We start from the raw sequence: 24,870 nt of genomic DNA, 5'->3' as shown, positions 1-24,870 counted from the left end.
CGGTAAGCTGTTAACTAATGGAATTAAAAAATTGTCAGTATGTAGTTAATTATGTCTAGTTCCCATGGCTGGGAGCAAAAGGGGATAGGTTGAATTTTACAGTTATTAGTTCATGACAAATGCCCGCCAAATAGCTTTTAATGCCTTGCGAGATGTTCACAAGGGGGCTTATGCTGATGTAGCTTTAAATAGGGTGCTGCAAAAGGTGAGCTTACCAAGTCACGATCGCCGTTTGCTGACGGAATTAGTCTATGGTAGTGTGAGGAGGCAACGCACTCTTGATGCTTTGATTGACCAATTGGCGACTAAAAAGTATCATCAACAACCCCAAGACCTCCGCATTATTATACATCTGGGTTTATACCAATTGCGTTATCAAGAGCGTATCCCTGCTTCGGCGGCTGTGAATACTACGGTGCAGTTGGCTAAGGAAAATGGTTTTTCGGGTCTGACGGGTTTTGTGAATGGTCTGTTGCGCCAGTATATTCGCCTAGGTGAGAAGTTACCGGAGCCTTTAAAGTTACCTGAAAATCCTGTGGAACGTTTGGGTATTTTATACAGCTTTCCCGATTGGATCATTCAGGTGTGGTTGGATGAATTGGGTTGGGCGCAAACAGAACAACTTTGTGAGTGGATGAACCAAACACCTACAATTGATTTGCGGGTTAATCCCCTGCGGGCTTCTATTGGGCAAGTTGAGGAGGCTTTGGGGTCTGTGGGAATTTTAACTCGCAGGGTGCGGGATTTACCCCTGGCTTTACGATTAATTGGGAGTACGGGGGGTATCCAAAATCTGCCGGGTTTTGCTGAGGGTTGGTGGTCTGTGCAAGATGCTAGCGCTCAACTTGTGGGTTATGTTCTCAACCCCCAATCAGGTGAGGTGGTGATTGATGCTTGTGCCGCTCCGGGGGGGAAAACAACCCATATTGCTGAATTAATGGGGGATGAGGGGGAAGTTTGGGGCTGCGATCGCACTGCTTCCCGTCTGCGGAAACTGCAGGAGAATGCCCAACGGTTACATTTACAATCTGTCCGTATTTGCACAGGTGATAGTCGTAATTTACCGCAGTTTAATTCTAGGGGCGATCGCGTCTTACTAGATGCACCCTGTTCTGGGTTGGGAACTCTACACCGCCACGCCGATGCACGTTGGCGACAAACACCTGAATCTGTCCAGGAACTCTCGACTTTGCAAACAGAACTAATAGCACAGACATCTAAATTTGTCAAGCCTGGGGGTGTACTAGTTTATGCCACTTGTACACTGCATCCGGCGGAAAATGAACAGGTGATTTCTAGATTTTTGACTGACCATCCCCATTGGCAAATTCAGCCCCCCGGGGTTGATTCGCCCCTGGTTAGGTATTCTACACCCGAAGGCTGGCTGAAGGTTTGGCCTCATCAACAAAACATGGATGGCTTTTTCATGGTCCGATTAAGAAAAACCAACAATTGCCAATGAATACAGTTTGGGATTGTACTATTTTCTTGAAAGCTACCAATCTAGCGGAGGAAGCAGCAATGGTTACTGATTCCCAGGTGAAAAAGTTAGTGAAAATCCTAATTGCTGCGGCTTGGATTGATGGTAAAATCGAACCAGAGGAACGCCAATATCTGCGTGAGATAGCCCAAGTAAAAGGGTTAGCTAGTGATCCAGAAATTAAGCCTTGGTTATATGAATTAGTTCCTGTGCAACCAGGAGAATATTCTCGCTGGTTGGGAGAATATCTAGGCGATCGCCCTAGGCTAGAAGATTACCAAAATCTGATTTTCGCCATTAGTGAATTGATTTATAGTGATGATGATGTGGGTGTAGAAGAAGCATGGCTACTGACAAAAAACGAGTCAATGAAGCTGAATCAATGCACTGAAGCAGACTATAGACAGTTGCTCAAACAAATTCAAAAGTTGTATCGTCGCTGGGTGGAGGTGCAGAACTAAAGCTTTGAGCAGACGCGATGAATCGCGTCTAGCCATCCCCAGTAGTAATACTTAAGAGTTCGGGTTACCTGAGCCTGGAGTTTCTTCTTTTTCCAATTTAGGTACAAAGTCGGGGCGATCTTTGCTTTCCCAACCGGGGGGGCGTTTGGAGTTATACCAAGCTATAGAACCAATGGTGACAGCAGCAATAAAACCAACCACATACACTAAGGTAAAGGCTAAGGGAAAATGGGGACCCCCGGCTACTGCTTCCGCGGCCGTTTGCATGAATAAATTCATATAAATACCTGATATAGGTAAACTCAGTCACCAATGGCGCTGAGAGGAAACTAATTATTGAAACCATTTTAACATCAAAGGCACCTCAAGGTACACTCACCTTTGCTTAAAATGAAATCAAAAGTCAATATAGTATCAAGATGCCTCACTACCAAAAACTACTCAGAATTTCTACCACAGGAAAAAACTTTCAGAACATCACCGCCAAAATTGCGGCTATAGTTACAGAATCAGGGGTGGAAACTGGACTTTGTACCTTGTTTTTGCGTCACACTTCCGCTAGTTTAGTGATACAGGAAAATGCCGACCCGGATGTTTTGGTAGATTTAGCCAACTTTATGGCTAAACTTGTGCCTGAGTCGGGTAAATATATTCACGATGCTGAAGGTGCGGACGATATGCCAGCACATATCCGCACTGCACTGACCCATACTTGTGAACAGATTCCCATTAATCGCGGTCATTTAGTCCTGGGAACTTGGCAAGGTATTTATATTTGGGAACACCGTCAGCGTAGTCATACCAGAGAATTAGTTGTCCATATCTCCAGCTAGGGACTGGACACCTAGTAACTCTGTCCCCATCTCCCCTGATGTTTTTATGAACCATGACCGGAAGGGAAATCACCCTTTTCAATGCCTAGATGAGATTTTAGCCCAACAGTCTGTTAATCCATTAACTCTCAATCCCGACAAAACTTTCATTACTAGTTTTGTGGAACTGGAAAAGTTAATTACTAGCATGACCACAGATGAGGAATTTATTCTAGCTTTGCGAGATACTTTAAAATTGATACTTGAAGCCCAGTTGCACAACTTCCCAGAAAATATCTTCTGGGATTTTGATTTTATCGTGAGTAGTATGGTCAGACAGGCTTTAGTAGCTGATGTGGGTTCTATATCTTTTTTAGAATCCTTTGGTGATAAAATGGTGTTGCTGATTGAGCTATTCGGCATCAACAAAGAAATTCGCTTCCGCTACGTTCACGATTTTATCTATGGGTTTGATTGGGCAAGATGGGTACAAAGAGAACCAGAAACTCGTTCAAATTCCGAGCCTTTTAGTTTAGTTTTTTTAGAGGAGTTGCTGATCAAGGGTGAAAAACTGATCAAACACATTAACTATGGTCAGTTGACATCTTATAATCTTTCTCATACGGGATACCGTAACCCCTTCGATTTTTCCCGGGAACCGGAAGATGAACGCCTGCTACTAACCTCTTTAGCTAGGCAAAACCTGATACCTGTGGCAGCATGGAATTGGGAGACCTCCCCTGTATGGGATAAACCCTTTCAAGAAATGCGCCAGCAGTTAGCATTAAAGTTAAATATTCAACCCCAGAAACACTGATGAAAGCATTTGTGGCCGGAGCAACAGGCGAAACAGGTCGCCGCATTGTCCAAGAACTCATAGCGCGCAATATCCCCGTGCGGGCTTTGGTTAGGGATATAGATAAGGCTAGGACTATTTTACCCAGTGAGGCAGAGTTAGTTGAGGGTGATGTGTTACAACCACAAAGCCTGAATGCTGCTTTAGGGGATAGTACGGTTTTGCTGTGCGCTACCGGTGCTAAACCGAGTTTTGACCCCACTGGGCCCTATAGAGTGGATTTTGAGGGTACTAAAAATTTGGTCGCTGCGGCTAAGTCTCAGGGAATTGAGCATTTTGTTTTAGTGTCTTCTTTGTGTGTGTCTGAGTTTTTTCATCCCTTAAATTTGTTTTGGCTGATTTTGGTGTGGAAAAAACAGGCTGAGGAGTATATTCAAAAAAGTGGTTTGACTTATACCATTGTCCGCCCTGGTGGTTTGAAAAATGAAGATAATTCTGATGGTGTGGTAATGCAGGGTGCTGATACGTTGTTTGATGGTAGTATTCCCCGTCAGAAGGTCGCCCAGGTGGCCGTTGAGGCTTTGTTTGAGGCTGCTTCCCGCAATAAAATTGTTGAGGTGGTGGCTAAATCAGAAGCTCCCCAAAAAAGTTGGGGAGAGCTATTTGCTAATGTTGCTTAGTTTATCCAAGTTTGTAGGATTGTGACAGTCAAAGGTTTTAAACTCAAGGGCGTTGAGCATCTGATTGGCCCCATGGCGGCACTGCTGGGGTTTGTATATTTGTTACAGTGGTATATATATGGCTCCGTGCGATCGCCTGGGGAGCCAGTGTTTATGGTGCAACAGCCACCCTTAGTGATGGGAGGGGGTGATCCTTACATCCGTGCTTTGATGCGCACCATTTCCGCTAGTGAGGCTAGTGGTAACCGTCCTTATTCTCTGTTATATGGTGGTCAGCAGGTAAAAGACCTCAGTCGCCATCCAGAAATATGCGTCAGAATTGTCAGCGGACCCAATAAAAATAACTGCTCTACTGCGGCGGGGAGGTATCAAATTATCAATAAGACTTGGTTTGAAATCGCCCCTCGCTATCATCCCCAACCTCCCGGAGCCATGTTTTGGTCTAGTTATAGTTTTGCACCAGAATATCAAGATATAGTGGTTTACCGTTGGTTGAAGGATACCAGAGTTTGGAGAACTGATATTGCTCAACTGTTACGACAAGGAAAAATTGACGATGTTTTGCGGCGACTATCTCCCACCTGGACGAGTTTGGGATACGGTATAGAAACAAATTCAATTAGTAAGTCTTTGCCGCAAATTTATGAGAAAATGTTACAGGAAGAATTAAGGGCTATGAATCAAGGAGCATTTATCACTATCAGCCCCCAGCGGTGATTTTATTTGAGAATTTTATAGGTTTAATTATAAAAGTTGCGGATACTTTTGACAAATTCCGTAGTATTTTCTAAGTGAGTATTATGGCCAGCATCAGCAATAACTTTTACCTGGGAAGGGCATTTCTGCGCCATTTGTGTATGAATATCTCTAAATTTATGGTCATACTCCCCGCTTAATAACAGTAAAGGTATGGTGTTTTCTGGGAGTTTGTCCCATAAAGAGGGTTGCTTTCCAGTTCCCATATATTGCAATGACTTGGCTAACTCAAGTGGGTGATTTTGCAAGCGACTTTCTACCATGGCGGTAAATTGTGGATGGTCTTTGAGTCTTCCAAAGATGGGCTGATTATACCAATGGAGTAAGAAGTTAGTAAACTCTTGTTTGGTAGTAGTTCTGGCTAACTTTCTGGCGATTTGAGCATCGGTTTTAACTCTGGTTAATTGTTCTGTTGCTGTTGCTAAACCAGGGGATGCAGATTCTAAGATGACTTTAGTAAAACGGTGGGGAAAATGTAGGGTTAGATATAAGGCTAATCTTCCACCCATGGAGTAACCGACTAAGTAGCACTGTTGAATGTTTAACTGGTCTAGTAAGTTAATCACCCCCTGGGCGACATTCTCCATTGTATAGTATTCATCCCCTCCCCATACTTGAGTTTTGCCATGTCCAGGTAAGTCAAGTGTTAAATAGGAAAATTCCTCACCCAGTAATGTAATCACTGGATCAAATTCATGAAGATTGCCAATAAACCCATGCAAAAATAGAATAACTGGTGTGTGGGGGTGATTAATTAAATGATAGTGAATATTGTATTTTGGCTGAGTCATAAACCTATTACTTCCCTGGTATTGCAGGGTTGAGGTTAATAACAATAAAAGATTCTACTAGGAAATTGCAGCACGCAGCCAATGGCGAATTGTTTGAATTTCCGTGGTGGTTGAGCTTAAATACTGTTGCTGTAATTCTGGGGATAAATTAGGGTGGTTGAGTAAGTATTCTATGCGGCTTTGTACATTAGAAATCAAGGTATCTAAGTTTTCGTAAGGAATGATGTTTTGTTTGGTGTTGCTGTGGTCAGATAGGGGTAGAGGTACTGGTGTGTAATTAGTTTGGGTTTCGTGGGTGAGATATTGGGCTTTTTCTGCTTCTAGTTGGGATACTGTTTGTTGCAGTGTTTCTATGACTCCATGCATCTCTAGGGGGTCAAATATGCGTAACAAGCTGGTTTGAGTAACTATACCTAACTTGGCGCCCCAATCCCAGGATACCACTAATCGCTGTACTCGCCGGCGTTGCATTTGTTGATGGGCAGACCACAGGGAATCTTCAGGACTGAGTAGAAATAAGGGGGTACTCATGACTGTTTTTGCGGGAATTTGCGCCATATTTAATTCTAATGCCTGAAATTGCACGATGTCCCTTTCTGTGACAATACCCACGGGTTGAAAGGTGTAGAGAATATCATTCCAGGAATCGGTGTTAGTGATGACAATGCAGCTAACTTGATGTTTTGCCATCATCTGCGCTAAGGTGAGTAGGGCGGTTGTCGGTGGTGCATGAATCACTCTAGTGGTCATGACTTCTGATACGCGCCGCATTTTCAGCAAGTTGGTGGGACGTAAGACCTGTCTGAGACTTTCTGGGGAAACGATTCCTACTAGTTGTTGGTTGTCATCTACGATGACTAAGTGACGAATCCGATACCGCCGAAATAAAAATAAGGCTGCAAATATATCCTGGAAGGCGGCGCGGGAAAGGGTAATTACTGGATGTACCATGACTTGAGATATTTTTACTTTGGCAAAGTCCTCACCTGCTGCAGTGAGTTTGACAATATCTCGCTCTGTAAAAATACCTAATAACTCCGCCCCATCCATGACTAAAACACTACTGGAACGAACACCCTGCATAGAATAATAACCAATTGCTGAATCATAGTCAGGCAATGAGCAGGTATTACCTCGGGTTCGACTCATTAAACTAATAACGTCAGTTAGAGATGTATCCGGGGTGACAACTAGTGGGCGCTGATCTATGGCATCTTCTACGCTGGGAACGCCAATCAATGGGTCATCAAGCATACTTCAGAGTTGATGTGAGTTTATGAATTTTTGTAAAGATTTTGGTCAGATACATATTACACTTGAGCAAATTTAGTTATAATTCGAGGGATGTAAAAGTAAAAGGGGCGCAATCGATTGATTACTAAAGGTTTGGGTTATGAAGAGGTAAATACAATGTAAAATTCTAGTAGGGTGATTGCAAAGGGGGTGAATAGAGGGAATCTAGCCATTAGTTAGAGTCCATACCGGAGATTCTGGGAGTTTTACCATAAAGTCTGTCTAAAACCCTTTTCACTGACACAGGTCGCCACTGACTACCTCGCTTGGTTGTATATCCTTGCTGGTTTAACCAGGTAGCAATCTGTGGAAGGGATTTTCCTGACTTGTGATGGCGGCGAATTAAATCAATAATCTGTTGTTCGGCGGGATTGTCTACTAATTCGCCATGTACTGATTGTTGACCAAAAGCAGGGGAACCATAGCCAGCATAGCCACCGCTAGCGGCTTTCGCCTTCCGGGCTTGTTCTAGCTTATGCCATAGGTAATAGTCTTTTGATTTTTCAGCAGTCATTGGTTTCACAAATGAAATCACCTCTGAAGACATAGTATCTCAAGTTATGACAGCTGCTAATCAATCAGTGGGATTTTTGAGGTAATTCTTTACCAATAAGTGAGCGGGTGGAAAGATGCGATTAATTTTACTGGGAGTTCCCGGTACTGGTAAGGGGACGCAGGGGGCTATACTCTCAAAGCAATGGCAAATTCCACACATAGACGTTGGTGAAATATTACGTCAGTCCATAACGAACCAAAGTCCTATAGGCTTGAAGGCTAAGGCTTATGTGGAGAGGGGTGATGTAATTCCCGATGATGTAATCTTTAATTTTATCTCAAAATACTTGAATCATTCATCTGCCCAAGGGGGGTGGATATTGGATGGATTTCCTGGTAGTTTACCCCAGGCTAGATTTCTGGATGAACTATTGGCAAGTTTGGGAAAGTCTGATTACCGAGTGTTTAACTTTTATGTCCCTATTGATGTGGCGGTGGGAAGATTACAACAGCGGGGTTACTTAGGTGATTGTCCTGAGGTGATTTATAGGCGAATAGAAATCTATCAACAGCAGACAGCACCTTTAATTCAGTATTATCGGCGACAAGGCTGTTTAACTATGATTAATGGCGATCGCTCAGTGGAAACAGTGGCTGATTTTTTACATAGTTGTTTGTGAATTAGGTGGGATTTTTGACTATCAATCCCAAATTCCCAGGGGGAAAGGAATCTACACCTTAAATTATGTTCCGACCAAGATTCAGACCAAGGAAAAGGTAGGGTATTGTATGCGTAATCCTCGAAAGATCAAATTACTAAAACTTATATGGCACAAGGGCTGTAGTAATTTTGAAACCTTGACATCAAGGGAGAAGTTCGCTCATTGTGATTCCATCATATCCTTTACGATCGCCCGCACAACTACTGATCACTGATGGCAGTTGAGGCGGAAAATAAAGCGTTAAAATTAACACAAGGAGTTCCTGTGACAAGTACAGTTGAATATATTCAAGAAACAGAATTCGATACCTGTTTACGGGATAACCCATCGGTGGTGTTAGATTGCACTGCGACTTGGTGCGGTCCGTGTAAGATGGTGAGCCATTATATGGATAAACTCGCCCAGGAATACCAAGATAGGGCTAAGATAGTGAAATTAGACGTTGACGATAACCCAGCTATGGCTAAAAAACTGGGTATCCGTAGTTTACCGACGGTTATATTTTTTAAGGATGGTCAGCCATCGGAAACCATAGTCGGGGTAGTAGGCTATGAAAAATTCACCGCAGCTGTAGAAAAGATACTGTGAACTATGGTTGAGGAATTTCTTGGCGCACACCGGGGTATATAGTGGTATATACTAGGTAATGTGTATAAATTAATAGTTGTCAGGGGAGAAAATGTCGCGATGATGAAAGCAGAAGAAATCATGACCACAGATGTGGTCACCATTAGTGGTTCCGCTACCGTTGCAGAGGCGGTAAAACTGATGAAAGATCATAAACTGCGCTCCTTGGTGGTGGAACCGCGCACGGAAAATGACCCCTATGGGATGGTGACTGAAACGGATATTGTCTATAAAGTGGGTGCTTACGGTAAAGACCCTAAACAAGTGCGAGTTTATGAGATTATGACTAAGCCTTGTATTGTGGTCAATCCTGAGCTAGGGGTGGAATATGTGGCTCGGTTGTTTGCTAATACGCGGGTTCGTCGCGCTCCGGTAATTAAGGGGAAGTTGTTAGGAATTATCTCTATTACTGATATTCTCAGAAAAAGTGACTTTGTGGAGAATCCCAAAAGTAATTTTGCTATGTACTGCGAAGAATTTCCCAATGCTCCAGAGGCGAGAATCTACGAAGATTAAAAACACCGTTCAACCTAAGTATTCACAGGGAGTTGTCAACATATGATGAAAGCTGAAGACATCATGACCACAGATGTGGTGACCATTAGTGGTTCTGCTACTGTTGCTGATGCGGTAGATTTGATGAAATATAAAGGGTTACGTGCTTTGATTGTGGAACCCCGCACGGAACATGACCCCTATGGGATGGTGACTGAAACTGATATTATTTATAAAGTTGCGGCTTATGGTCAAGACCCGAAACAGATCCGGGTTTATCAGATTATGACTAAGCCTTGTATTGTGGTCAATCCTGAGCTAGGGGTGGAGTATGTAGCTCGGTTGTTTGCTAATACCCGGATTCGTCGCGCTCCGGTAATTAAGGGGAAGTTGTTGGGAATTATCTCAATTACTGATATTCTCAGAAAGAGTGATTTATTTGATAATCCCAAACCCATTTTTATTGAAGATGAAATAGAAGTTGCACGGGAAGAAGCTAGACGCATTTGTGCAACTAAGGGTGATTCTTCGCGAGAATGTGCTGCAGCTTGGGATGTTGTCGAGGAACTACTCGCATCAGCTTCTCACCAGCGATCGCAAAAGCAACAGATGGAAACACAAGAACCGGTTGATTGAGATTGCGATCGCATCGGGGAGTCTGATTGTAACAGCGCTTCGCGATCGCCAAAACAAGGGACTTGATTAAGTTTCCCAGGGGGAAACTTAATCAGTGTCAAATATTCATCCCAATCAGTTGAAAGGCTTGTTGAATATCTGCGGCTAATGAATGTTGCTGCATCTGTGTATACAGTTGAACAGCTTGACGATAAGCTGACAACATTTCCCGGAAGTGCTCTACTTCATTGCCTGGGCTGCGAATGTTGAGTAAGACCCAGCCTAGGTTATGATAAGCTTGGGGATAATCAGAGTTAATTTGAACTGCTTGTTCTAGATAAAGGCGGGCTTTGTTCCATTCATTTAGTTTACCATGTAATGTACCTAACCGGAATAAAACAAAGGCATTACCAGGGAACTTGTGCTGGTGAGTTTCATAAATTCGGATAGCATCGGCGCAATTATGGAGATTTTCCTGGGTAATAGCGTAATTCATCAACACCCAACTGGGAACCTGTGATTTACTGCTAGCTAGTGTAAAATTAGATAGGGCTGGAGACCATAACCCCTGTAGGGCTTGTTTCCAACCTTGAAACCCTAGGGCGAAAGCACTATCAGGGACTTGAGTAATAAATTCCTGTGTCCGTCGTTCCACATCCCTGGCTTGCTGGGTAACAGTGGCGTGATCTAGGCATATAATCAAATAAGGATACACCCATGCTTGTAATAGTCGAGGGTCACTAGATGGGGTGCTTTGAGACTGTAAATTAGACTGTAAATTAGACTGTAAATTAGATTTAAAAATTGCTTGGGTAGCAGCCTTTACTCCTGTTTTCCATTCCTGTTGATTAACTGCAATCCAAGCTTGGAGTCCTAAAGCAAAAGTAGAGTCAGGCGCTAACTGTAACGCCCTATTCACAGCTATTTCTGCTTGAGACCAATCACCAGACTTACCTGAGCACCAACCTAGATTAGCCTGTATCCAGGCTTCCTGGGGGCTGAGTTTGGCTGCTTGTTGTAAATATTTAATAGCCTCAGACCAGTTGGACTGACGACAATTCACCAGACCTAAAACCCCATAACCTCTACCATCTTGTGGTTGTAATTGTATTGCTTTTTCGGCGGCAATTTTGGCTTTATGATCATTGAGATGAATCTGTACTAATGCGAGTTCAACTGCTGATTCACCATGGTTGGGTTCTGTTTTGAGATATTTTTCATATGCTTGTACAGCTGCTGTTAATTCCCCCCTTGCTACCAAATCCCGAGCGCGTTTTTGGCTAGGTGAAACAAACCGCCCATTTAAAGCGTCTATTAATTCATCTGCTGTTTGAAACCGGTCTTCAACTCTCATCTGCATCCCGGTTAATATCACTTTTTCGATTAAAGGACTCAGATGGGGGGAAAGTTGACGGGGGGGGATGAGTGTATCTGCGATCGCTCTTTCCGTAGCGGGAGCGGGTAATTGAGCAGTTAATAACTCATACATGGACGCACACAAGGCGTAGAAATCTGTAGCAGGCCAACGTTGACTGCGGTAGCTATACTGTTCTAGGGGAGCATAACCGGGGGATAGGGTAACGCTCATTTCCCGGGTTTGTCCGGCGATAAATTCTTTAGTAGCGCCAAAGTCAATTAAGACGGCTCTGTTTTGCTGGTCAATGAGGATATTATCTGGTTTAATGTCTCTATGTAATAGTTGATTTTGATGTACTACCTTGAGGGCATCGCCAATTTGAATAAAATAATCTGTGATTTGATTTTCTGGTAATTTACCTTGTGCTTGGAACATTTGATATAGTGTTTTACCAGCTAAAAATTCCATGACTAGGTAAGCTGTATTGTTCTCCTCGAACCATTCATAGATTTTGACTATGTTTCTATGGGAGCATCGTGATAAATAACTGGCTTCGGTTTGAAAGCTGTCTAGTTGTTTTTGGCGTTCTGCTGGGGTGATGGAATGGGGCCAGCAGACTGTATTACCTGTTCTGGCGGCTTTTTCTGGCCACAGTTCTTTGATGGCTACTTTGGCGGAGTTTTGCAGGTAAACCCCTTCATAGGTAATCCCAAAACCACCTTCTCCTAAAAGTTTTTCAATTTGATATTTTCCCTGTCCTAGGATGGTACCACTAGGTAAATTGTATGTTGATGATGTTTGGGTGGGAGTGAGGGGAAAACCACAAGCAATGCAGCTTATAGCATTGTCTGCGTTTTCTGTCAAGCAGGTAGGACACTGAATAGTCATTGGGGTGGTAAGTCAAGGTTAGTAGACAACGGTTTGACTACCAGTGGTCAAACCACTGGCTACGTTTTTTTGGATGGTACACTTTAAAGCCAGGAGGGTGGCGTTATCTGATGCGCCTTTTTTTAATACTTGTGTAATGGTTTTGTCAACAGCTAGTTGTAAATCTAAGTCCGGGTGATTACGATTATTAAAGATATCTGCAAGCTCTGAGGGGGGGACTAAATCCCATACTCCGTCAGAGCAGAGGATGATAATATCTGCGTTCTCTAGGGTGAGGGATAATTCTGGGGTGGTGCGTCTGAGGTCTTGGACGTAACCATCACTTAATCTGGATTTGGAACCTATGGATTTAATTAAAACATTGCGATCGGGATGGTCTATACTTTCTTCTAGTGTGATTTGACCACTGGCTACTAACATGGCAACTAGTGAATGGTCTTCGCTTAATTGGCGAATTTCCCCTTGGCGTAACAGATAAATGCGACTGTCTCCCACATGGGCGATGATTAATTGTTGGGCGATCGCCAAAACCATGCTCAGAGTAGTTCCACCATCCTTAACTTGGTCATTAATAGCTTCATTGGCTGTGTGAAACAGTGAAATTAACCATTGCTGATATTGTTCTAGAGTTTGACAGTCGGGAGGGATGGGAGTTTGTAGGGGAATTTCCACAGCTATTTTACTAGCTAGTTCTCCGTGAGACATTCCCCCCATACCATCAGCCACAGCTGCTAAAATCATGGTTTGAGAATTGCTTAGTTGTTCTTGTCTAACTCCATAGTTATCTTCATTTTGTAGGCGATGGGGAGAAAGTCCCACAGTGGAACCAGTGGCAATTTGCCACTTTGTTTTAATTGTGCTATATGATTTACGAGTTTCTACTAATACGTTAAGGAGTTGAGATAGGTTAAATCTTTCCTCTGCAACGGGAGCCAGAGAAATTTTGAGGATTTGGTAAATTTGGGGGATGGGTTTAATTTGGAACTCAAGGGATAGTTCTTGAGGCAAAGGGTGTTGATGGATGATATGATATAGTAATGCCCCCACAGTATAGGTACTCATAGATTCCTGAATGGGATTTTGACTATAACCCAGTTCCGGGGCTAAATAGTCTCCTAATAATCCTGAAGGGAGGGTTGCACCCAGGGGGTAAGCTGTGGTTAAATCAAAGAACTTGATAGGGGTTCCCATTTGCACCCATGGGGGGAGAAGGGAAATCAAACACCAGTCTCTTTGATGTATATAGCGGAAAAATTGGCAGACTTGGGTAGTGAGAAACAAAGACTCTTCTAGGGTATGTTCTGCTGTTAACCAAGTTTCTAGGGTTTGACTTTGGTCAGGGAAATCCGTGAGGAGCAGAATTTTCTCGGTAGATGAGGTAGTTTCTGCTTCGGGGTAATATTCTTCTTCTAAATAATTATCTCCTGGGGTATCTGTGATGAGACTCCCCTGATCAACAGTGTCTGTGTCCTGGGGTAAGGGGGGAGTTGTCTCTAGGTTAATGGTTACAGATGCAGCTTGACTGTGGGCGAGTAACTGTGCAATTAGTTTATAGTCCCCTAGGATTTCTCTAAGTTGCAATTCTCGGTTGAGTCCACTGTCTAAAGACCCCACCCGCAGTAAACCTAATTTCATAGGTTCAGATGGGGTGGTGCTATCGTCTGGGGGTAAAATATTGACCTGGAAGTAATGGACATCGGCGGTAAATTGACCCAAGTATGATATAATCTGTACCGGGATATTACCAATGGTCAATTTACTGTGAGTCTGAATGACTAAACTATTGCTGGTATCAATGGTGGGTGAAGACATGGTAAGTAAGCATGGTAATTAAACTAATTAAAGACTTTGAAACACAAACCGAACCTTACCAAAGGCAATTTCATCACCGGGGTTGAGGGTTTCTGGGGTGGTGATTCTAGCGCCAAAGCGAGTTTGTCCCACGGGTTTGATAAATATACCGTTGGTAGACCCTAGGTCTTTGATAAACCAAGTACCGTTACTTTGGTATATTTCCCCATGGTTGCGAGAAACTGTTTCACCACCCATAAAGGCTTCTAGGTCAATATCTACCGGCCCCATATCGGGGTCAAAGACTCCCACGATCGCATTACCATCTAAGGTAAATTCTGAAACGGGGGAACCGCTTTGTTTAGGAATTAATTTGGCGATCGCACTGGGGAAGGTTTGGGGTTTGGGTGGGGTTTGGGGTTCGATGAGGGTAGGTGGTAAGGGTGTGGGTGTGGGGGGGGTTGGGTTGAATGGTTCTGGTAAGGGTGTTAATAATTCTCCTTTGATGCGCTGGAAATCGTTCATAGCTTGAGCTGCGCCTTGCAGTTCGGAACCACAAGCAACGCAAAAATCAGAGTTAGGTGGGTTCTGGTCGTATCCACAAGCGGCGCAGGTAATCATGATTTGTGAGTCCTTGGAGTAGTTGTGTAGTGATTTTGTAGTTACAGCAGTTTTCAAGTAAATAAAGCACACACCCTAATATCATAAATCTTGTGGGGTGGGCATCTTGCCCGCCCTTTTTTAACTCAGATAACAGGGGCTTTATCTAGTTAAATTAAAGGTTTAGGTTCCAGTGAGTTGACGTATTTGCTCTTGTGATATCTGCTCGTTAATGTCGTCACCCATTTTCACAGTTTTACCTTTAGCTCCTGTTTTTATGGTTTTGCGGGTTCCGGCGGATATTTTCTGGGTTTTGCGTAATTCCTCTTGAGCGCCGTTGAGGGAGTCGGTCATGGCTTGGTTACCAATTTTGACTGTCATCCTGCGCGCGTTTTCTAGAAGTTGTTGAGCTCTTACCGGGTCTTTATCGGCGACTTTTGTGGCTTCCCCAATCATTTGGGAAATATTGCACTGTTGTAAGTAACCCATCACTTCTTGGTCAACTTGTGCTGCGCCCCCTTGACCAGAGACAAATTGCACTACTACATTTTGGGGGGGTAGTTCACTGCGGATTTTTTGACCGGGGACTTCGTAGGTTAAGCCAATTTGAGCAAGGCGCACCCGGGATGGGGGGCGACTATCCATGCTGAATTCTAAAATAAAAATGGTTTCGTCGTTGGCTGCGGCGTTTCCTATGGGGTGGGGGTCTTGATGTAAGGGAAATTCCGCTTGGGTGGGATAGGCGCGAATAATACGACACAGTTCTACCCCCTTAACGGTTTTCACTGTTAAGGCCAGGTTGGTAATCACTTCCTGCTGGGCGAGTGTGTATTGTTCTATGATTTGGTTGGGTAGGTCAAAGATGGAAACTTGTGTACCAATGGCGTTACCGGGAACTACATAAAATAACCCTCCCCCGGTGGAGTCGCTCAGGTGGGTAAGTAGGTCTTCGTTAAATTCTTCCCCCACACCCAAAGCGGTGACGGGGATGTTATGGGTGGCAAAATCAGAGGCTATGTTGCGACATTGGTCATCGTCAAAGGTTTGACCGTCGGTAAATACTAGGGCGCGACGGACTGACATTTCTTGAGTGCTTAAGATATCTAGGGCGCGACGTAACCCTAAACCCATGCGTGTCCCACCGGAAAAGGTGCGCAGTTTGCTGATGGCGGTCTGTAAGTTGCTGATTTCCGTGGCGCTGGTTAAGCCGATGATTTGAGAGGCTGAGTCATCAAATTGTACTATACTTATGCGATCGCTCGCCCCCAATCTACCAGAATTGACTAGGGCTGATAAGGACTCAATCACAATATCTATTTTTGTTTTCCCCCCGCTGACCTGTGTATATTCTTTGCCATCCATGACATAGCTTTTACCTGTGGGTCTGGTCTCCCCTTCTACAATTTCATACATTGAGCCACTGGTATCAATGACGAAGGTAAAGGCTGTGGGGGGACGGGTTGCAGCTACTTCTTTTGTGGGTCGCAGTTTCAGCATCAGAAATAGTTTTTGTCCAGCTTGTTCTGCTGGCATAAATTCCCGATGGGGGGTAATGGTAATATTGAGTAGGTTTGACATGGTTTTTTATCTAAAGGGAACGGGGAACACCGGAACACCGGAACACCGGAACACCGGAACAGGGGGAAGCAACAAAATCAAGTCCCCTCCCTTTGTAAGGGGAGGGTTAGGGTGGGGTAAAGGAATATTTGATACACTAATCATAACTTTTCAAATATCCTCTAAGCAAAAACTAAGGGGGGTAGCATTCCCAGTAGTGGTTCTATCCCTGATAGGTCTGGGGTCACTAGGGCGGGAATTTCTTGATTACCTGGTTCAGATAGTTGTTCTAAATTGGCTTGACTGAGTAAGGGTAGGTTGAGTGTGATGTTACTAGAGCGGAAACCTTCTTTAATATCTTCCGACCAAGTTTTAATTATTTGCTGGAGGTGATGATCTTTGATGGCGCATAGGCTTTGACTTTGCAAGGAGGCGCGGATGTCTTCTTGGCGTTGGGGGGTAAATGCTTTTTCCGGTGTGTTTTCTTCATGGGGTTGTAGGTCTAGGTCATATCTGTATTCTTCTGGTGAACCTTTGACTCGTAGGGAAAAGAGGTATTTAACCATGGTTGGATTTTATATAGGGTTGACGGTGGTCGGTGAGCGGAGTCGAACCGTTGACTGTGGTCGGTGAGCGGAGTCGAACCGTTGACTGTGGTCGGTGAGCGGAGTCGAACCGTTGACTGTGCTAAAGAGCGATCGCTATGAACACCGGAAGAGGGGGGTAAAAGAATATTTGATGGATTAATCATAAGTTTTCAAACATCCTCTTAGAGGTTGTTTGATAAGTTTTCATGTGTAATTTTCATCACATCTTTACCCCATTTAATTCATTCAATCCAGTCCCCTCCTCTTACAAGGGGAGGGTTAGGGTGGGGTGAAACAATATTTGATACAGTAATCATAACTTACTAAACATCCTCTTAGGATAGTTGTCTCATTTCCTCTTGTACGTTCACCCCTATTTGTAAGGCTTGATCTAATATTTGACTATATTCACTTGCTGTCGCACTTACTTGTAATGCTTGTAAACCTGTGAGGTCAACAGCAAAGGATTCTGGGTTAAATCCGGGATTTTCTCTTAATATTTTGTCGGTTTTTATCGCTAGTAGTAAATCTTTTCTGGTGATTTTGATGGCTTCAATCACTTTTTCTCTGTTGCTTAAATCAATGGCGTTACCTACTGATTTTAATTGGTCTAAGGTGTCAATATTTTTAATTATTTGGTTATGTCTATCTACCTCTTCTAGTAATTTGCAAAGTAGCAGCATGGGGGAATCTTTACCGGAAAGCTGCATATATTTTTGCAGAGTTTCATAAGTGGGAACTCCGGTAGTGACTGACACCAGTAGGGCAAAGCCTCCTATAATATAGTCAAAAAAGCCTTTATATTCTTTGAAAATAAATAATATCGACATCCAAGCAGATATGGCAAACAGAATATATAACCCTTGTTTACCCTCCTGTTGTTTGATAAATACAAAACTTAACATCTTGATTGGGTCTTGCACAACAGAGAGTTTGGGAACTGTGTTGATATCTAATCCGGTTAAGTTATTTAACTCTGTACGGCTGATTTCTAGGTCTTGTAAATCAGTTTGCATAATAGTTACCCGGTTACTTGGTGCTTGATTTCACTCAACCATTTTGACATAAATTTGACATGATTTTAACATAAATTAACATATGGGTCTAATTTTCCATGGGGGTTGACATGATTTCTAGGGTGATGTTTCCTAGTTTACGGGTGTCTCCTGGTTGTAGTTGTTGAAGAGGTTTTTTCATGTTTTTTCTTTCTGCATATTCGGGGTGAAATTCCATGAGAATGTTTTCTCCTTGTTTGTAGAATTTCGCGGTGATGGGGGTGAAACCTTCCGAGGCGTTCAGGGGTATTTGTGCATCTACAGAACTACCAATGGTAATCGGTGTTGCACCTAATAAGTAGGTTGTTTTTTCGGTGGGGGTCCAACGCACTAAAAGATAGGGTTCTTGACTAAGTTGTTTTTGTTCGATCCACGCAATCATTAAACCAATACAAAAACCCAGGATCACCGCACCTGATAACCGACCGGAAATGTCTCCCAGGGCGATCGCTGTAATCAAAAAGGCTATGGCTCCCATGGCTCCCCCTAGAGTACCACCAATTAGGGCGTTTCTCAGCTTCAGGTTGGGTACAAAAAAGTGGGTTCCCCCTCCTAGTAAGGTTCCGAGTATTACCCAAGCAATAATTCTGCTGGCAGTTTGTAGTATGGTAATTTCCGGGAGGGAGAAAAATAAAAATTGACTCACCCCACCTGCAATCATACCCGCGCTGAGACTTCCTAGGGTGCTGATGATTCCTTTTTTGGGTGTCAGTAGGGGACGGTGCATATATTGGTTTTGTCCTATAATTAAGGATAGGCAAATACCCAGGGCTAAAAATGCTGTCCAACCACCTATGCGCAGCATCGAATATTCTAAGCTGAGGTAACCTGTGGGTGCTGATTCTACTAACTCTTTACCGATAATGGCTTCGGCTTCGCGAAAGGCTTGATCAATGTCCCCTGAGTCGGCGTAGAATACTAGGGAGCGATCGCCTGTGAGTTGGGCTAAATAGTGAATGTCAGCGTCACCAGTACCTACAGCAATCAGGTTAACGTTATTATTTCTGATATCTTGGGCGGCTTTTAGAGCTTCTTCTGCACTGTCCGGTTGTCCGTCGGTAAATAAGAGGATGTTCGGGGTAAGGTTGCTATATCTTAATTGGTCGTAGGATTTTCTTATCCCATCCGCCATGTTGGTACTACCGGAAATGTTCCGCAGTTTCTGGATGGCTGTTTGTAGTTTATCCTTTTCTGTGGGGTTGGTGAGTCCAATGATTTGGGAAGCGTAACTATCAAATTTGACGATTGACAGGCGATCGTTTCCTCCCAGTTGGGTAGTATTTACTAGCTTTAATAGGGATTCAATGACGACATCTATTTTAGATGTACCACCGGTGACTATTCTATATTGTTTCCCATCTACGGTTTGAGTTCGTCCTGTGGGGGTAACATCCCCTGAGACTATTTCCCCCATGGAACCGCTGGTATCTATTAACAGAACTACTGCTTTTCCCGTTGTTGTGGGTGCGATTCTGGTTAGGGCTAAAAATGGTTCCCCTAGTATTATGGCTGCTATGAGACAACCGATCGCGGCATATATGCCAAATAGTAGGGGTTTATTTCTTCTTAGGTTTCTCAATATATTTGACATTTTATGCTTAACCTCACTAGTAAATTGTAGTCATGTAATCGTAAACTTGACGTGATATTTCAGGGAGCATTTTTTTATCTTTATAAAAGCTGGGATGATTTCCAAAAACTACCAATATATATTTAGCTTTACCATCTGGACTAACTATAATAGCTGCATCATTGCGGGTCTGAAAGTTCCACCCCATTTTAGAGAACAGTTGAGCATCTTCTGGTAAACCTTCACCAAAAAAACCTGCAATATGATTAAATTCTATCTTTTCCCATTCTTCCTTTTTTAAGCTCCTTTGTAAAAGATTTTTCATATTACGACTATATTGTTTAGAAACTGATTCGCCTGTTTCTATTTCAAATAGTAGTCGCGCCACATTATAAGTCGTGGTGTAATTTCTTATAGGTAAAGGATGAGAATCTGGTTTGCGGATTTGTAAGTCTCTCCCCGCAGGTCCATTAACTTTACTATAAGGATATAACTTTTGACTAATATTTATGTTTTGGTAACCATCTTCTTTAAAAAAGTGATTCATACTCAAACGGTTTTTATACCATTTTTGAAATTCCTCTGTAGTTAATTCATCTCCTGATTCAGTTCTAGTAGTTTTATCTATGATTAGACTAGCTGATTCATTATCAGAGTCTTGAATCATCTTATTTAAAGCTTTTTGAATTTCCGGTTGTTGAAGTAAATTTGGTTTTGTACCATATAAATATACCATCCAAAACAATTTAGTTACACTAGCGGGAAATCTTGTTACTTCGTCTTCATATCCAGCATAAGTTTGACTATTTAAATCCACTAAGCTGATAGATAAATCCTTTGTTGAAGCACCTTTAGAAGTCACATAATTTACAATGTAATTAACTATATTTTGTAATTTTTGATCGTGATTTCTAGGAAATTGTGTTAGGTCTTGTTGAGAGATTAATTTTAATCCAACTTGTGTATAATCATCTTCTGGGATTATCCTCATGTTTGAGGAAATGTTGACTGTTGCACCTAGATTTTTATTTGTTTCATTGGTTGTGATAGGTAAGTTATTTACACGGTTAATATTTGAGTAGATAGCTGGTTGACCTGAATTGTTATTTGTTTCATTGGTTGTGATAGGTAAGTTGTTTACATTTTTTATACCTGTAGAATTTGTAACAGTGGATACTATAGGTTGCGGATCTCGTACTTGAGAAGTAGGGGGATGAGTAGTATTTTTAGCTTGATGACTTGGCTTACTAAGAATTTGCCTTATTAATAAGCTAAAAATGATTACTGTAGATATAGAAACCAGATAAAACAAGATCAATCTCTTAAAGTTAATAGAGAGTCTTTTTCTAACAATTCTTCGACGAAGCTTAGTATTATTACTCATTAATTATCGTACCTTCTTGTAGTCATAAATTTTCCAAACACCGTTTTCCTGTGCAAAGACGTAAGTAAATGTACCTCTATAAGGACCTGAGTTTTTTCTATCAATACCTCGTCTCCCGTGGAGATATAAATCCTCAAAAACTCTCACTTTTATATATGGTCGTGTACCAGAGTTAGAAAATTCTTCAACATCTGTAATTTCAGATGTCGTATATGTATAGTAAGCATTGTTATTCTGTAACCAAGCAACTGAACCATCAGGCTTTGTGGTGTTATAATAAAGAGTGCCTGTTGCTAGTTGGTCTACTAGGTATAGGTCGTAAGATGGCCCAAAAATTTGTGGTTTCGCTTGATACCAACTTTGGACTATTTGTAATGCTTCATTTTGAGAAATATTATGTACTGGTTGACTTACCCTCCGAAAAGATTCCCTCTGAAAAGATTCTAAGCGTTTTCTTTCAGCGGCTAAACGTTCTCGCTCTTGTCTGACTTGTTGCGCTTGTGCTGCTAAACGTTGTCGCTCTTCCTCAGCTTGTTGTCGCTCGGTTTCTTGTCTGCGTTGTTCTGCTGCTGCTGCTTTTGCTTCTGCTTCTAGGCGTTTTTCCTCAGCTTGTTGTCGCTGTTGTTCCGCTTCTGTAGCTTTTTGTTGTGCTTCTAAAATCTGTCTGGTGACGAAAAAACCACCCACTATACTTAAGCTAGTTAGAAGCAATATGATAATCATTGCAGACCCAAAAATCCACCGTTTGGGTTTTTGCTTTGAGTCTTGGTTGGGTGGATGATTGATCACCTCTGTTGGGAGTGGATTGACAGGGGTATTTTCCCCAGGGCGATCGGATTTAGTCCCTACTTTAGGACTTACAATCACTGTATTAACTTGACTGGGTGCTATTCCCTGCGCCCCAGTATCCATATTATGTAAGTCATTATGTAAGTCTTGGTACATTGCGATCGCACTGGGATAACGCCCTCCTAAATCCATGATGATGGACTTATCTAAGACTTGTGCTAATTTAGGGTCAAGATCGGGTACATGACTATGCCAGTCTAAGTTTCCTGTAATTAAACTGGTGCTAAACTCAATGGGTAATTTTTGAGTTAAAGCATAAATCATTGTTAATCCCAAAGCATATAAATCTGTACTAAACACTGCTCTACCTGCAGTTTGTTCTGGCGCCATAAATCCTCTAGTTCCCACTATGACGGAACTAACGGTAGAACCTGAACCTAGGGTAACAGCTCCCATAGTTTCTTTAACTGCGCCAAAGTCAATTAATACCGGTAGCTCATCACTATCCCGGATAATAATATTTTCTGGTTTAATATCCCGGTGAATAATATTTTTACTGTGGATGTATTGCAGGGTAGTCAACAGAGAAGAGAGAATAATTCTGGCTTTTTCTGAGGTGATTTGACCCATCTGAGCCAAGTTTTTACCTTGAATATGTTCTTGAACTAGATAAAAATCATCATTCTCGCAAAAGTAGCTATAGAGTTCGGGAATTTGAGTACAATTAGCTCCCAATTCTTCGAGTATTGCTGCTTCTTTGCGGAAAAGGTTGGTGATTAATTCAGTAGATGTAGAATCCCCATTTTGCCTATTAGGTTTAAGGCGTTTAACCACCACTGACCGCAGGGAAGGCATTTGTGTATCATAGGCTAAGAAGGTTTCTGCAAAGCCACCAGCACCAAGGGGACTGATGATTTCATAGCGGTTGTTAGTGAGTAGGTTATTCATGGTGTTGGATGAGTAAATACTGATTAAATCGGAAGATGGTTTTGATAATTAGGGGGATGATTTACGCACAAATAACCAGCTGTTAGCCTCATCACTCCACATCAGAGAAATTCTGGTTTTCTTATCTTCTGCAACTCTGCCATTTTTCATTTCATACCATAGTTGAGCATCAACTACAGCGCGATCGCTATTTTGACTAATTAGCTCCACATTACCAATTCTGATTGCTGCTACACTATCCCACCATTCTTGATAGCCAGAAAAATCTCCAGAGATACTTTTAAACTGGGGGGATAACCTACTCCATGTTTGATCATATTGACGGTTGTTGAGTGCTGTATAGTGATTTCTGATAAAATCATCAGCTGGTGGCCGTGATATAGATGGTTCTGGGGAACTAACCGACTGAGATACTAAAGCGGGGTTTGAAGGTACTGGGATAGGTATAGACTTACGTGTTTGAGTAGTTGGGGTATCGTTGACTGTAGTTTGGTTAGTGGTTGGGGTATCGTTGACAGTAGTTTGGTTAGTCCTTGGGGAACTCCTAGCAGTATTTACAGGTGTAGGTCTTCGTGTTTTAGTCCTGGGAGTATTTTTGACAGTAGTTTGGTTAGTGGTTGGGGGTGTCGCAGCAGTGTTGACAGTTGTCGGTTCTGGTGTGGGAGTCTCTGGAATATCTTCCACAACAGGAGTGGTTAAAGACATTTGTAAATCAAATGCTCTCTCATCTTGGGGTGAGGAAACTTGAAGAATATATTTTCCACTGGTGAGTAATTCTCCACCGTCAATGATTTGATTATCGGGGGTATAAACCACAATACACACATCTTCATTAGTGCTGTATGTGAGTGTTTGACCTGATTGTGCATCAAATTGATAACCCACAGCTTCAGTAGCAGTCACACGGCCAGATTGACCTAACATCTGTTCATCTAGTGCAACTTCGGTGATATTTTGTCGATTGAGGTTAACTTTAGATGTTTGTAAACAATCGGAGACTGTAGTTACAGGTGCGATCGCAGAGCGAGAATTGAGTAGGGGTTGACTACAGCCGTAACTCATGAATAATATGAGGCTGAAGGTAAGTTTATTCATGTATCTCCAGCCTGCTCTTTTAAATACTTACCCCAAAAGTGAAATGGTAATACACCAGCCAAACCAATCCCCCCTAATGTCAGTATAAATATAGTTAGGCGCACTACTCCAGGGAGCGATCGCCCAAATACAGTAATTCTGTAATTCTTAGGATCTGACTCTGCTGGTTTTTTACTTCCAGGGACATTCACCACCACTTGGACTTGATGCTTTTTCCCCCGTTCTGCATTGGGTTGGGTGTAGGTGATTTCATATTCACCTAATAAAGCATTGAGAAATAGTTGTAAGTTTTCGGCGATGCTGGTAGCGTCTCCCGAAAATTCAGCAACTCCCCCCGTTAAATCAGCAATTTCTTTTAACCGTTGTTGGTCTATAAACTCATCTTCTGGAACCTTACCCGCACCAGTCCCAATATCAGCACGGGTAGCAGCTCTACCCAGTTTATATTTTGCGCCTAACTGTGCGGGGGTCAACCCATAGCCCAAGGTATGTACAGTAATATGATCATGGCGGTTAAACAGACCTTTTAAAACATTAAAATGCTGTTGTTCATTCCCCTGGTTATGAAACCCATCAGACAGCATAATAATTGATAATCGCGGTTGAGGTTGACGAGAATTTTCCGAGACATCAAAACGCGGGTCTTTCTCATTTCCCAAAAACCTCACCGCTTCATTTATCGGTCCATAAAGGTCAGTAGCGGCGCAGGGTCTGAGTGTTGCTAAATGGTCTAGATAGTTTTGTAGTTGAATATGACTTGCTGAGTAGAACTTATCCAGAGTCGTAGGATTCACCGGTAAATCTGGACAATTACGCCCACCGATACCAAAGGGAACAATAGATATTTTGGTATCCCCACCCCGTTGACTAGAGCTATTAACGAACTGACGCACAGCACTAATTGCACCTGCAATTCTGGTGTTACCACTACTGTCTAACTGGTTCATACTCCCAGTGAAATCTAGTAGGACAATTACCCAAGCTGGAGGGGGTACACTTTCTTCTGGACTTTTCCAGTCTCTGGGTGAAAATTTAACTTCTTGTTGGTCTACAAGTAACTTAAAATTATTCTCTTGTAGACCCATAATTGGTCGCCTATTTTCTGCGTTTGTCACCTGAACGCGAATAGTTACCTGGTCATCATTAACTTGAGGATTACCAACAATTTCCGCCTGATTTTGCTCTCCCCAACTGGGAGCAGCTAAGGAAGCTACCATCAACACCGA

Annotated in this window: 26 protein-coding genes; 10 read left to right on the top strand and 16 right to left on the bottom strand. The window is 42.6% G+C overall.

Going from position 1 to position 24,870, the window contains the following annotated elements:
- Positions 1-112 precede the first annotated feature (112 nt).
- Entirely contained in the window at positions 113-1,462 is a 1,350-nt protein-coding gene (locus IM676_RS06985; RefSeq protein WP_200989536.1) for a 16S rRNA (cytosine(967)-C(5))-methyltransferase, read from the top strand.
- Between the two features lie 59 nt (positions 1,463-1,521).
- Complete coding sequence (locus IM676_RS06980; RefSeq protein ID WP_200990111.1) at positions 1,522-1,941, top strand: tellurite resistance TerB family protein; 420 nt, start codon at positions 1,522-1,524, stop codon at positions 1,939-1,941.
- A gap of 51 nt (positions 1,942-1,992) precedes the next feature.
- Here the strand turns inward: IM676_RS06980 and psb35 are convergent, their stop codons facing one another.
- Positions 1,993-2,220, bottom strand: a complete 228-nt coding sequence (psb35, locus tag IM676_RS06975; RefSeq protein ID WP_200989535.1) for a photosystem II assembly protein Psb35 — start codon at positions 2,218-2,220, stop codon at positions 1,993-1,995.
- A 140-nt stretch (positions 2,221-2,360) separates the two neighbouring features.
- On the opposite strand from psb35, the gene IM676_RS06970 reads away from it, so the two are divergent.
- The 4 genes from IM676_RS06970 to IM676_RS06955 all read left to right on the top strand — a co-directional run bounded on the left by IM676_RS06970 (position 2,361) and on the right by IM676_RS06955 (position 4,946).
- Positions 2,361-2,774, top strand: coding sequence for a secondary thiamine-phosphate synthase enzyme YjbQ (locus IM676_RS06970; protein ID WP_200989534.1), 414 nt, complete (start codon positions 2,361-2,363; stop codon positions 2,772-2,774).
- Positions 2,775-2,820: 46 nt separating this feature from the next.
- On the top strand, positions 2,821-3,570 hold the full coding sequence (locus tag IM676_RS06965; RefSeq protein WP_200989533.1) for a hypothetical protein: 750 nt from the start codon (positions 2,821-2,823) through the stop codon (positions 3,568-3,570).
- Positions 3,570-4,229, top strand: coding sequence for an NAD(P)H-binding protein (locus IM676_RS06960; protein ID WP_200989532.1), 660 nt, complete (start codon positions 3,570-3,572; stop codon positions 4,227-4,229). The genes IM676_RS06965 and IM676_RS06960 overlap by 1 nt, the downstream gene beginning before the upstream one ends.
- Before the next feature lie 72 nt (positions 4,230-4,301).
- Positions 4,302-4,946: a glycoside hydrolase family 24 protein gene (locus IM676_RS06955; protein ID WP_200990110.1), complete on the top strand. Its 645-nt coding sequence runs from the start codon at positions 4,302-4,304 to the stop codon at positions 4,944-4,946.
- A 23-nt stretch (positions 4,947-4,969) separates the two neighbouring features.
- Here the strand turns inward: IM676_RS06955 and menH are convergent, their stop codons facing one another.
- The 3 genes from menH to IM676_RS06940 form a co-directional block, all read right to left on the bottom strand.
- Positions 4,970-5,776 carry a 2-succinyl-6-hydroxy-2,4-cyclohexadiene-1-carboxylate synthase gene (menH, locus tag IM676_RS06950; RefSeq protein WP_200989531.1) on the bottom strand — a complete coding sequence of 269 codons (807 nt, stop codon included), beginning with the start codon at positions 5,774-5,776 and terminating at the stop codon, positions 4,970-4,972.
- 57 nt (positions 5,777-5,833) lie between these two features.
- Positions 5,834-7,030 carry a CBS domain-containing protein gene (locus IM676_RS06945; protein ID WP_200989530.1) on the bottom strand — a complete coding sequence of 399 codons (1,197 nt, stop codon included), beginning with the start codon at positions 7,028-7,030 and terminating at the stop codon, positions 5,834-5,836.
- 211 nt (positions 7,031-7,241) lie between these two features.
- Entirely contained in the window at positions 7,242-7,583 is a 342-nt protein-coding gene (locus tag IM676_RS06940; protein ID WP_200989529.1) for a recombinase family protein, read from the bottom strand.
- A gap of 115 nt (positions 7,584-7,698) precedes the next feature.
- Between IM676_RS06940 and IM676_RS06935 the strand changes: the two genes are divergently transcribed.
- From IM676_RS06935 to IM676_RS06920, 4 genes are all read left to right on the top strand, one after another.
- Positions 7,699-8,244 carry a nucleoside monophosphate kinase gene (locus tag IM676_RS06935; protein WP_200989528.1) on the top strand — a complete coding sequence of 182 codons (546 nt, stop codon included), beginning with the start codon at positions 7,699-7,701 and terminating at the stop codon, positions 8,242-8,244.
- A gap of 306 nt (positions 8,245-8,550) precedes the next feature.
- Positions 8,551-8,874 (top strand): thioredoxin, encoded by a 324-nt coding sequence (trxA, locus tag IM676_RS06930; protein WP_225880468.1) that lies wholly within the window; start codon positions 8,551-8,553, stop codon positions 8,872-8,874.
- A 99-nt stretch (positions 8,875-8,973) separates the two neighbouring features.
- Positions 8,974-9,429, top strand: a complete 456-nt coding sequence (locus tag IM676_RS06925; RefSeq protein WP_200989526.1) for a CBS domain-containing protein — start codon at positions 8,974-8,976, stop codon at positions 9,427-9,429.
- Between the two features lie 42 nt (positions 9,430-9,471).
- Positions 9,472-10,044 carry a CBS domain-containing protein gene (locus tag IM676_RS06920; protein ID WP_200989525.1) on the top strand — a complete coding sequence of 191 codons (573 nt, stop codon included), beginning with the start codon at positions 9,472-9,474 and terminating at the stop codon, positions 10,042-10,044.
- Between the two features lie 97 nt (positions 10,045-10,141).
- Here IM676_RS06920 and IM676_RS06915 read toward each other — a convergent pair whose 3' ends face one another.
- The 12 genes from IM676_RS06915 to IM676_RS06860 form a co-directional block, all read right to left on the bottom strand.
- On the bottom strand, positions 10,142-12,268 hold the full coding sequence (locus IM676_RS06915; protein WP_200989524.1) for a serine/threonine-protein kinase: 2,127 nt from the start codon (positions 12,266-12,268) through the stop codon (positions 10,142-10,144).
- Between the two features lie 18 nt (positions 12,269-12,286).
- A complete protein-coding gene (locus IM676_RS06910; protein ID WP_200989523.1) occupies positions 12,287-14,080 on the bottom strand; it encodes a PP2C family protein-serine/threonine phosphatase in 1,794 nt (597 codons plus the stop codon).
- A gap of 27 nt (positions 14,081-14,107) precedes the next feature.
- Positions 14,108-14,680: an FHA domain-containing protein gene (locus IM676_RS06905; protein ID WP_200989522.1), complete on the bottom strand. Its 573-nt coding sequence runs from the start codon at positions 14,678-14,680 to the stop codon at positions 14,108-14,110.
- Positions 14,681-14,842: 162 nt separating this feature from the next.
- Entirely contained in the window at positions 14,843-16,237 is a 1,395-nt protein-coding gene (locus IM676_RS06900; protein WP_200989521.1) for a vWA domain-containing protein, read from the bottom strand.
- Positions 16,238-16,398: 161 nt separating this feature from the next.
- Positions 16,399-16,782 carry a hypothetical protein gene (locus IM676_RS06895; RefSeq protein WP_200989520.1) on the bottom strand — a complete coding sequence of 128 codons (384 nt, stop codon included), beginning with the start codon at positions 16,780-16,782 and terminating at the stop codon, positions 16,399-16,401.
- Entirely contained in the window at positions 16,719-16,967 is a 249-nt protein-coding gene (locus tag IM676_RS06890; protein WP_200989519.1) for a hypothetical protein, read from the bottom strand. The genes IM676_RS06895 and IM676_RS06890 overlap by 64 nt, the downstream gene beginning before the upstream one ends.
- Before the next feature lie 171 nt (positions 16,968-17,138).
- Positions 17,139-17,819 carry a hypothetical protein gene (locus IM676_RS06885; protein WP_200989518.1) on the bottom strand — a complete coding sequence of 227 codons (681 nt, stop codon included), beginning with the start codon at positions 17,817-17,819 and terminating at the stop codon, positions 17,139-17,141.
- 88 nt (positions 17,820-17,907) lie between these two features.
- On the bottom strand, positions 17,908-19,449 hold the full coding sequence (locus tag IM676_RS06880) for a VWA domain-containing protein (RefSeq protein WP_200989517.1): 1,542 nt from the start codon (positions 19,447-19,449) through the stop codon (positions 17,908-17,910).
- Between the two features lie 16 nt (positions 19,450-19,465).
- Positions 19,466-20,812 (bottom strand): serine hydrolase, encoded by a 1,347-nt coding sequence (locus IM676_RS06875; protein WP_200989516.1) that lies wholly within the window; start codon positions 20,810-20,812, stop codon positions 19,466-19,468.
- A gap of 3 nt (positions 20,813-20,815) precedes the next feature.
- Positions 20,816-22,549 carry a protein kinase domain-containing protein gene (locus tag IM676_RS06870; RefSeq protein WP_200989515.1) on the bottom strand — a complete coding sequence of 578 codons (1,734 nt, stop codon included), beginning with the start codon at positions 22,547-22,549 and terminating at the stop codon, positions 20,816-20,818.
- A 48-nt stretch (positions 22,550-22,597) separates the two neighbouring features.
- The gene (locus tag IM676_RS06865) at positions 22,598-23,644 is read right to left on the bottom strand and encodes a superantigen-like protein SSL4 (protein ID WP_200989514.1); all 1,047 of its coding nucleotides are present in this window, start codon (positions 23,642-23,644) and stop codon (positions 22,598-22,600) included.
- Complete coding sequence (locus IM676_RS06860; RefSeq protein ID WP_225880467.1) at positions 23,641-24,861, bottom strand: vWA domain-containing protein; 1,221 nt, start codon at positions 24,859-24,861, stop codon at positions 23,641-23,643. Before IM676_RS06860 ends, IM676_RS06865 begins: the two co-directional genes overlap by 4 nt.
- Between the last annotated feature and the right edge of the window lie 9 nt (positions 24,862-24,870).

The organism is Anabaenopsis elenkinii CCIBt3563 (genome assembly GCF_015245355.1).
GTDB lineage: Bacteria > Cyanobacteriota > Cyanobacteriia > Cyanobacteriales > Nostocaceae > Anabaenopsis > Anabaenopsis elenkinii.
The sequence above is the reverse complement of the archived record's forward strand: the minus strand, read 5'-3'. Positions and strand labels throughout refer to the sequence as shown.

Excerpts from the sequence above, each read along its gene's own strand:
- IM676_RS06985 (WP_200989536.1), top strand. The coding sequence starts at position 113 with ATGACAAATGCCCGCCAAATAGCTTTTAATGCCTTGCGAGATGTTCAC.
- IM676_RS06980 (WP_200990111.1), top strand. The coding sequence starts at position 1,522 with ATGGTTACTGATTCCCAGGTGAAAAAGTTAGTGAAAATCCTAATTGCT.
- psb35 (WP_200989535.1), bottom strand. The coding sequence starts at position 2,220 with ATGAATTTATTCATGCAAACGGCCGCGGAAGCAGTAGCCGGGGGTCCC.
- IM676_RS06970 (WP_200989534.1), top strand. The coding sequence starts at position 2,361 with ATGCCTCACTACCAAAAACTACTCAGAATTTCTACCACAGGAAAAAAC.
- IM676_RS06965 (WP_200989533.1), top strand. The coding sequence starts at position 2,821 with ATGAACCATGACCGGAAGGGAAATCACCCTTTTCAATGCCTAGATGAG.
- IM676_RS06960 (WP_200989532.1), top strand. The coding sequence starts at position 3,570 with ATGAAAGCATTTGTGGCCGGAGCAACAGGCGAAACAGGTCGCCGCATT.
- IM676_RS06955 (WP_200990110.1), top strand. The coding sequence starts at position 4,302 with ATGGCGGCACTGCTGGGGTTTGTATATTTGTTACAGTGGTATATATAT.
- menH (WP_200989531.1), bottom strand. The coding sequence starts at position 5,776 with ATGACTCAGCCAAAATACAATATTCACTATCATTTAATTAATCACCCC.
- IM676_RS06945 (WP_200989530.1), bottom strand. The coding sequence starts at position 7,030 with ATGCTTGATGACCCATTGATTGGCGTTCCCAGCGTAGAAGATGCCATA.
- IM676_RS06940 (WP_200989529.1), bottom strand. The coding sequence starts at position 7,583 with ATGACTGCTGAAAAATCAAAAGACTATTACCTATGGCATAAGCTAGAA.
- IM676_RS06935 (WP_200989528.1), top strand. The coding sequence starts at position 7,699 with ATGCGATTAATTTTACTGGGAGTTCCCGGTACTGGTAAGGGGACGCAG.
- IM676_RS06925 (WP_200989526.1), top strand. The coding sequence starts at position 8,974 with ATGATGAAAGCAGAAGAAATCATGACCACAGATGTGGTCACCATTAGT.
- IM676_RS06920 (WP_200989525.1), top strand. The coding sequence starts at position 9,472 with ATGATGAAAGCTGAAGACATCATGACCACAGATGTGGTGACCATTAGT.
- IM676_RS06915 (WP_200989524.1), bottom strand. The coding sequence starts at position 12,268 with ATGACTATTCAGTGTCCTACCTGCTTGACAGAAAACGCAGACAATGCT.
- IM676_RS06910 (WP_200989523.1), bottom strand. The coding sequence starts at position 14,080 with ATGTCTTCACCCACCATTGATACCAGCAATAGTTTAGTCATTCAGACT.
- IM676_RS06905 (WP_200989522.1), bottom strand. The coding sequence starts at position 14,680 with ATGATTACCTGCGCCGCTTGTGGATACGACCAGAACCCACCTAACTCT.
- IM676_RS06900 (WP_200989521.1), bottom strand. The coding sequence starts at position 16,237 with ATGTCAAACCTACTCAATATTACCATTACCCCCCATCGGGAATTTATG.
- IM676_RS06895 (WP_200989520.1), bottom strand. The coding sequence starts at position 16,782 with ATGGTTAAATACCTCTTTTCCCTACGAGTCAAAGGTTCACCAGAAGAA.
- IM676_RS06890 (WP_200989519.1), bottom strand. The coding sequence starts at position 16,967 with ATGATTAATCCATCAAATATTCTTTTACCCCCCTCTTCCGGTGTTCAT.
- IM676_RS06885 (WP_200989518.1), bottom strand. The coding sequence starts at position 17,819 with ATGCAAACTGATTTACAAGACCTAGAAATCAGCCGTACAGAGTTAAAT.
- IM676_RS06880 (WP_200989517.1), bottom strand. The coding sequence starts at position 19,449 with ATGTCAAATATATTGAGAAACCTAAGAAGAAATAAACCCCTACTATTT.
- IM676_RS06875 (WP_200989516.1), bottom strand. The coding sequence starts at position 20,812 with ATGAGTAATAATACTAAGCTTCGTCGAAGAATTGTTAGAAAAAGACTC.
- IM676_RS06870 (WP_200989515.1), bottom strand. The coding sequence starts at position 22,549 with ATGAATAACCTACTCACTAACAACCGCTATGAAATCATCAGTCCCCTT.
- IM676_RS06865 (WP_200989514.1), bottom strand. The coding sequence starts at position 23,644 with ATGAATAAACTTACCTTCAGCCTCATATTATTCATGAGTTACGGCTGT.
- IM676_RS06860 (WP_225880467.1), bottom strand. The coding sequence starts at position 24,861 with ATGGTAGCTTCCTTAGCTGCTCCCAGTTGGGGAGAGCAAAATCAGGCG.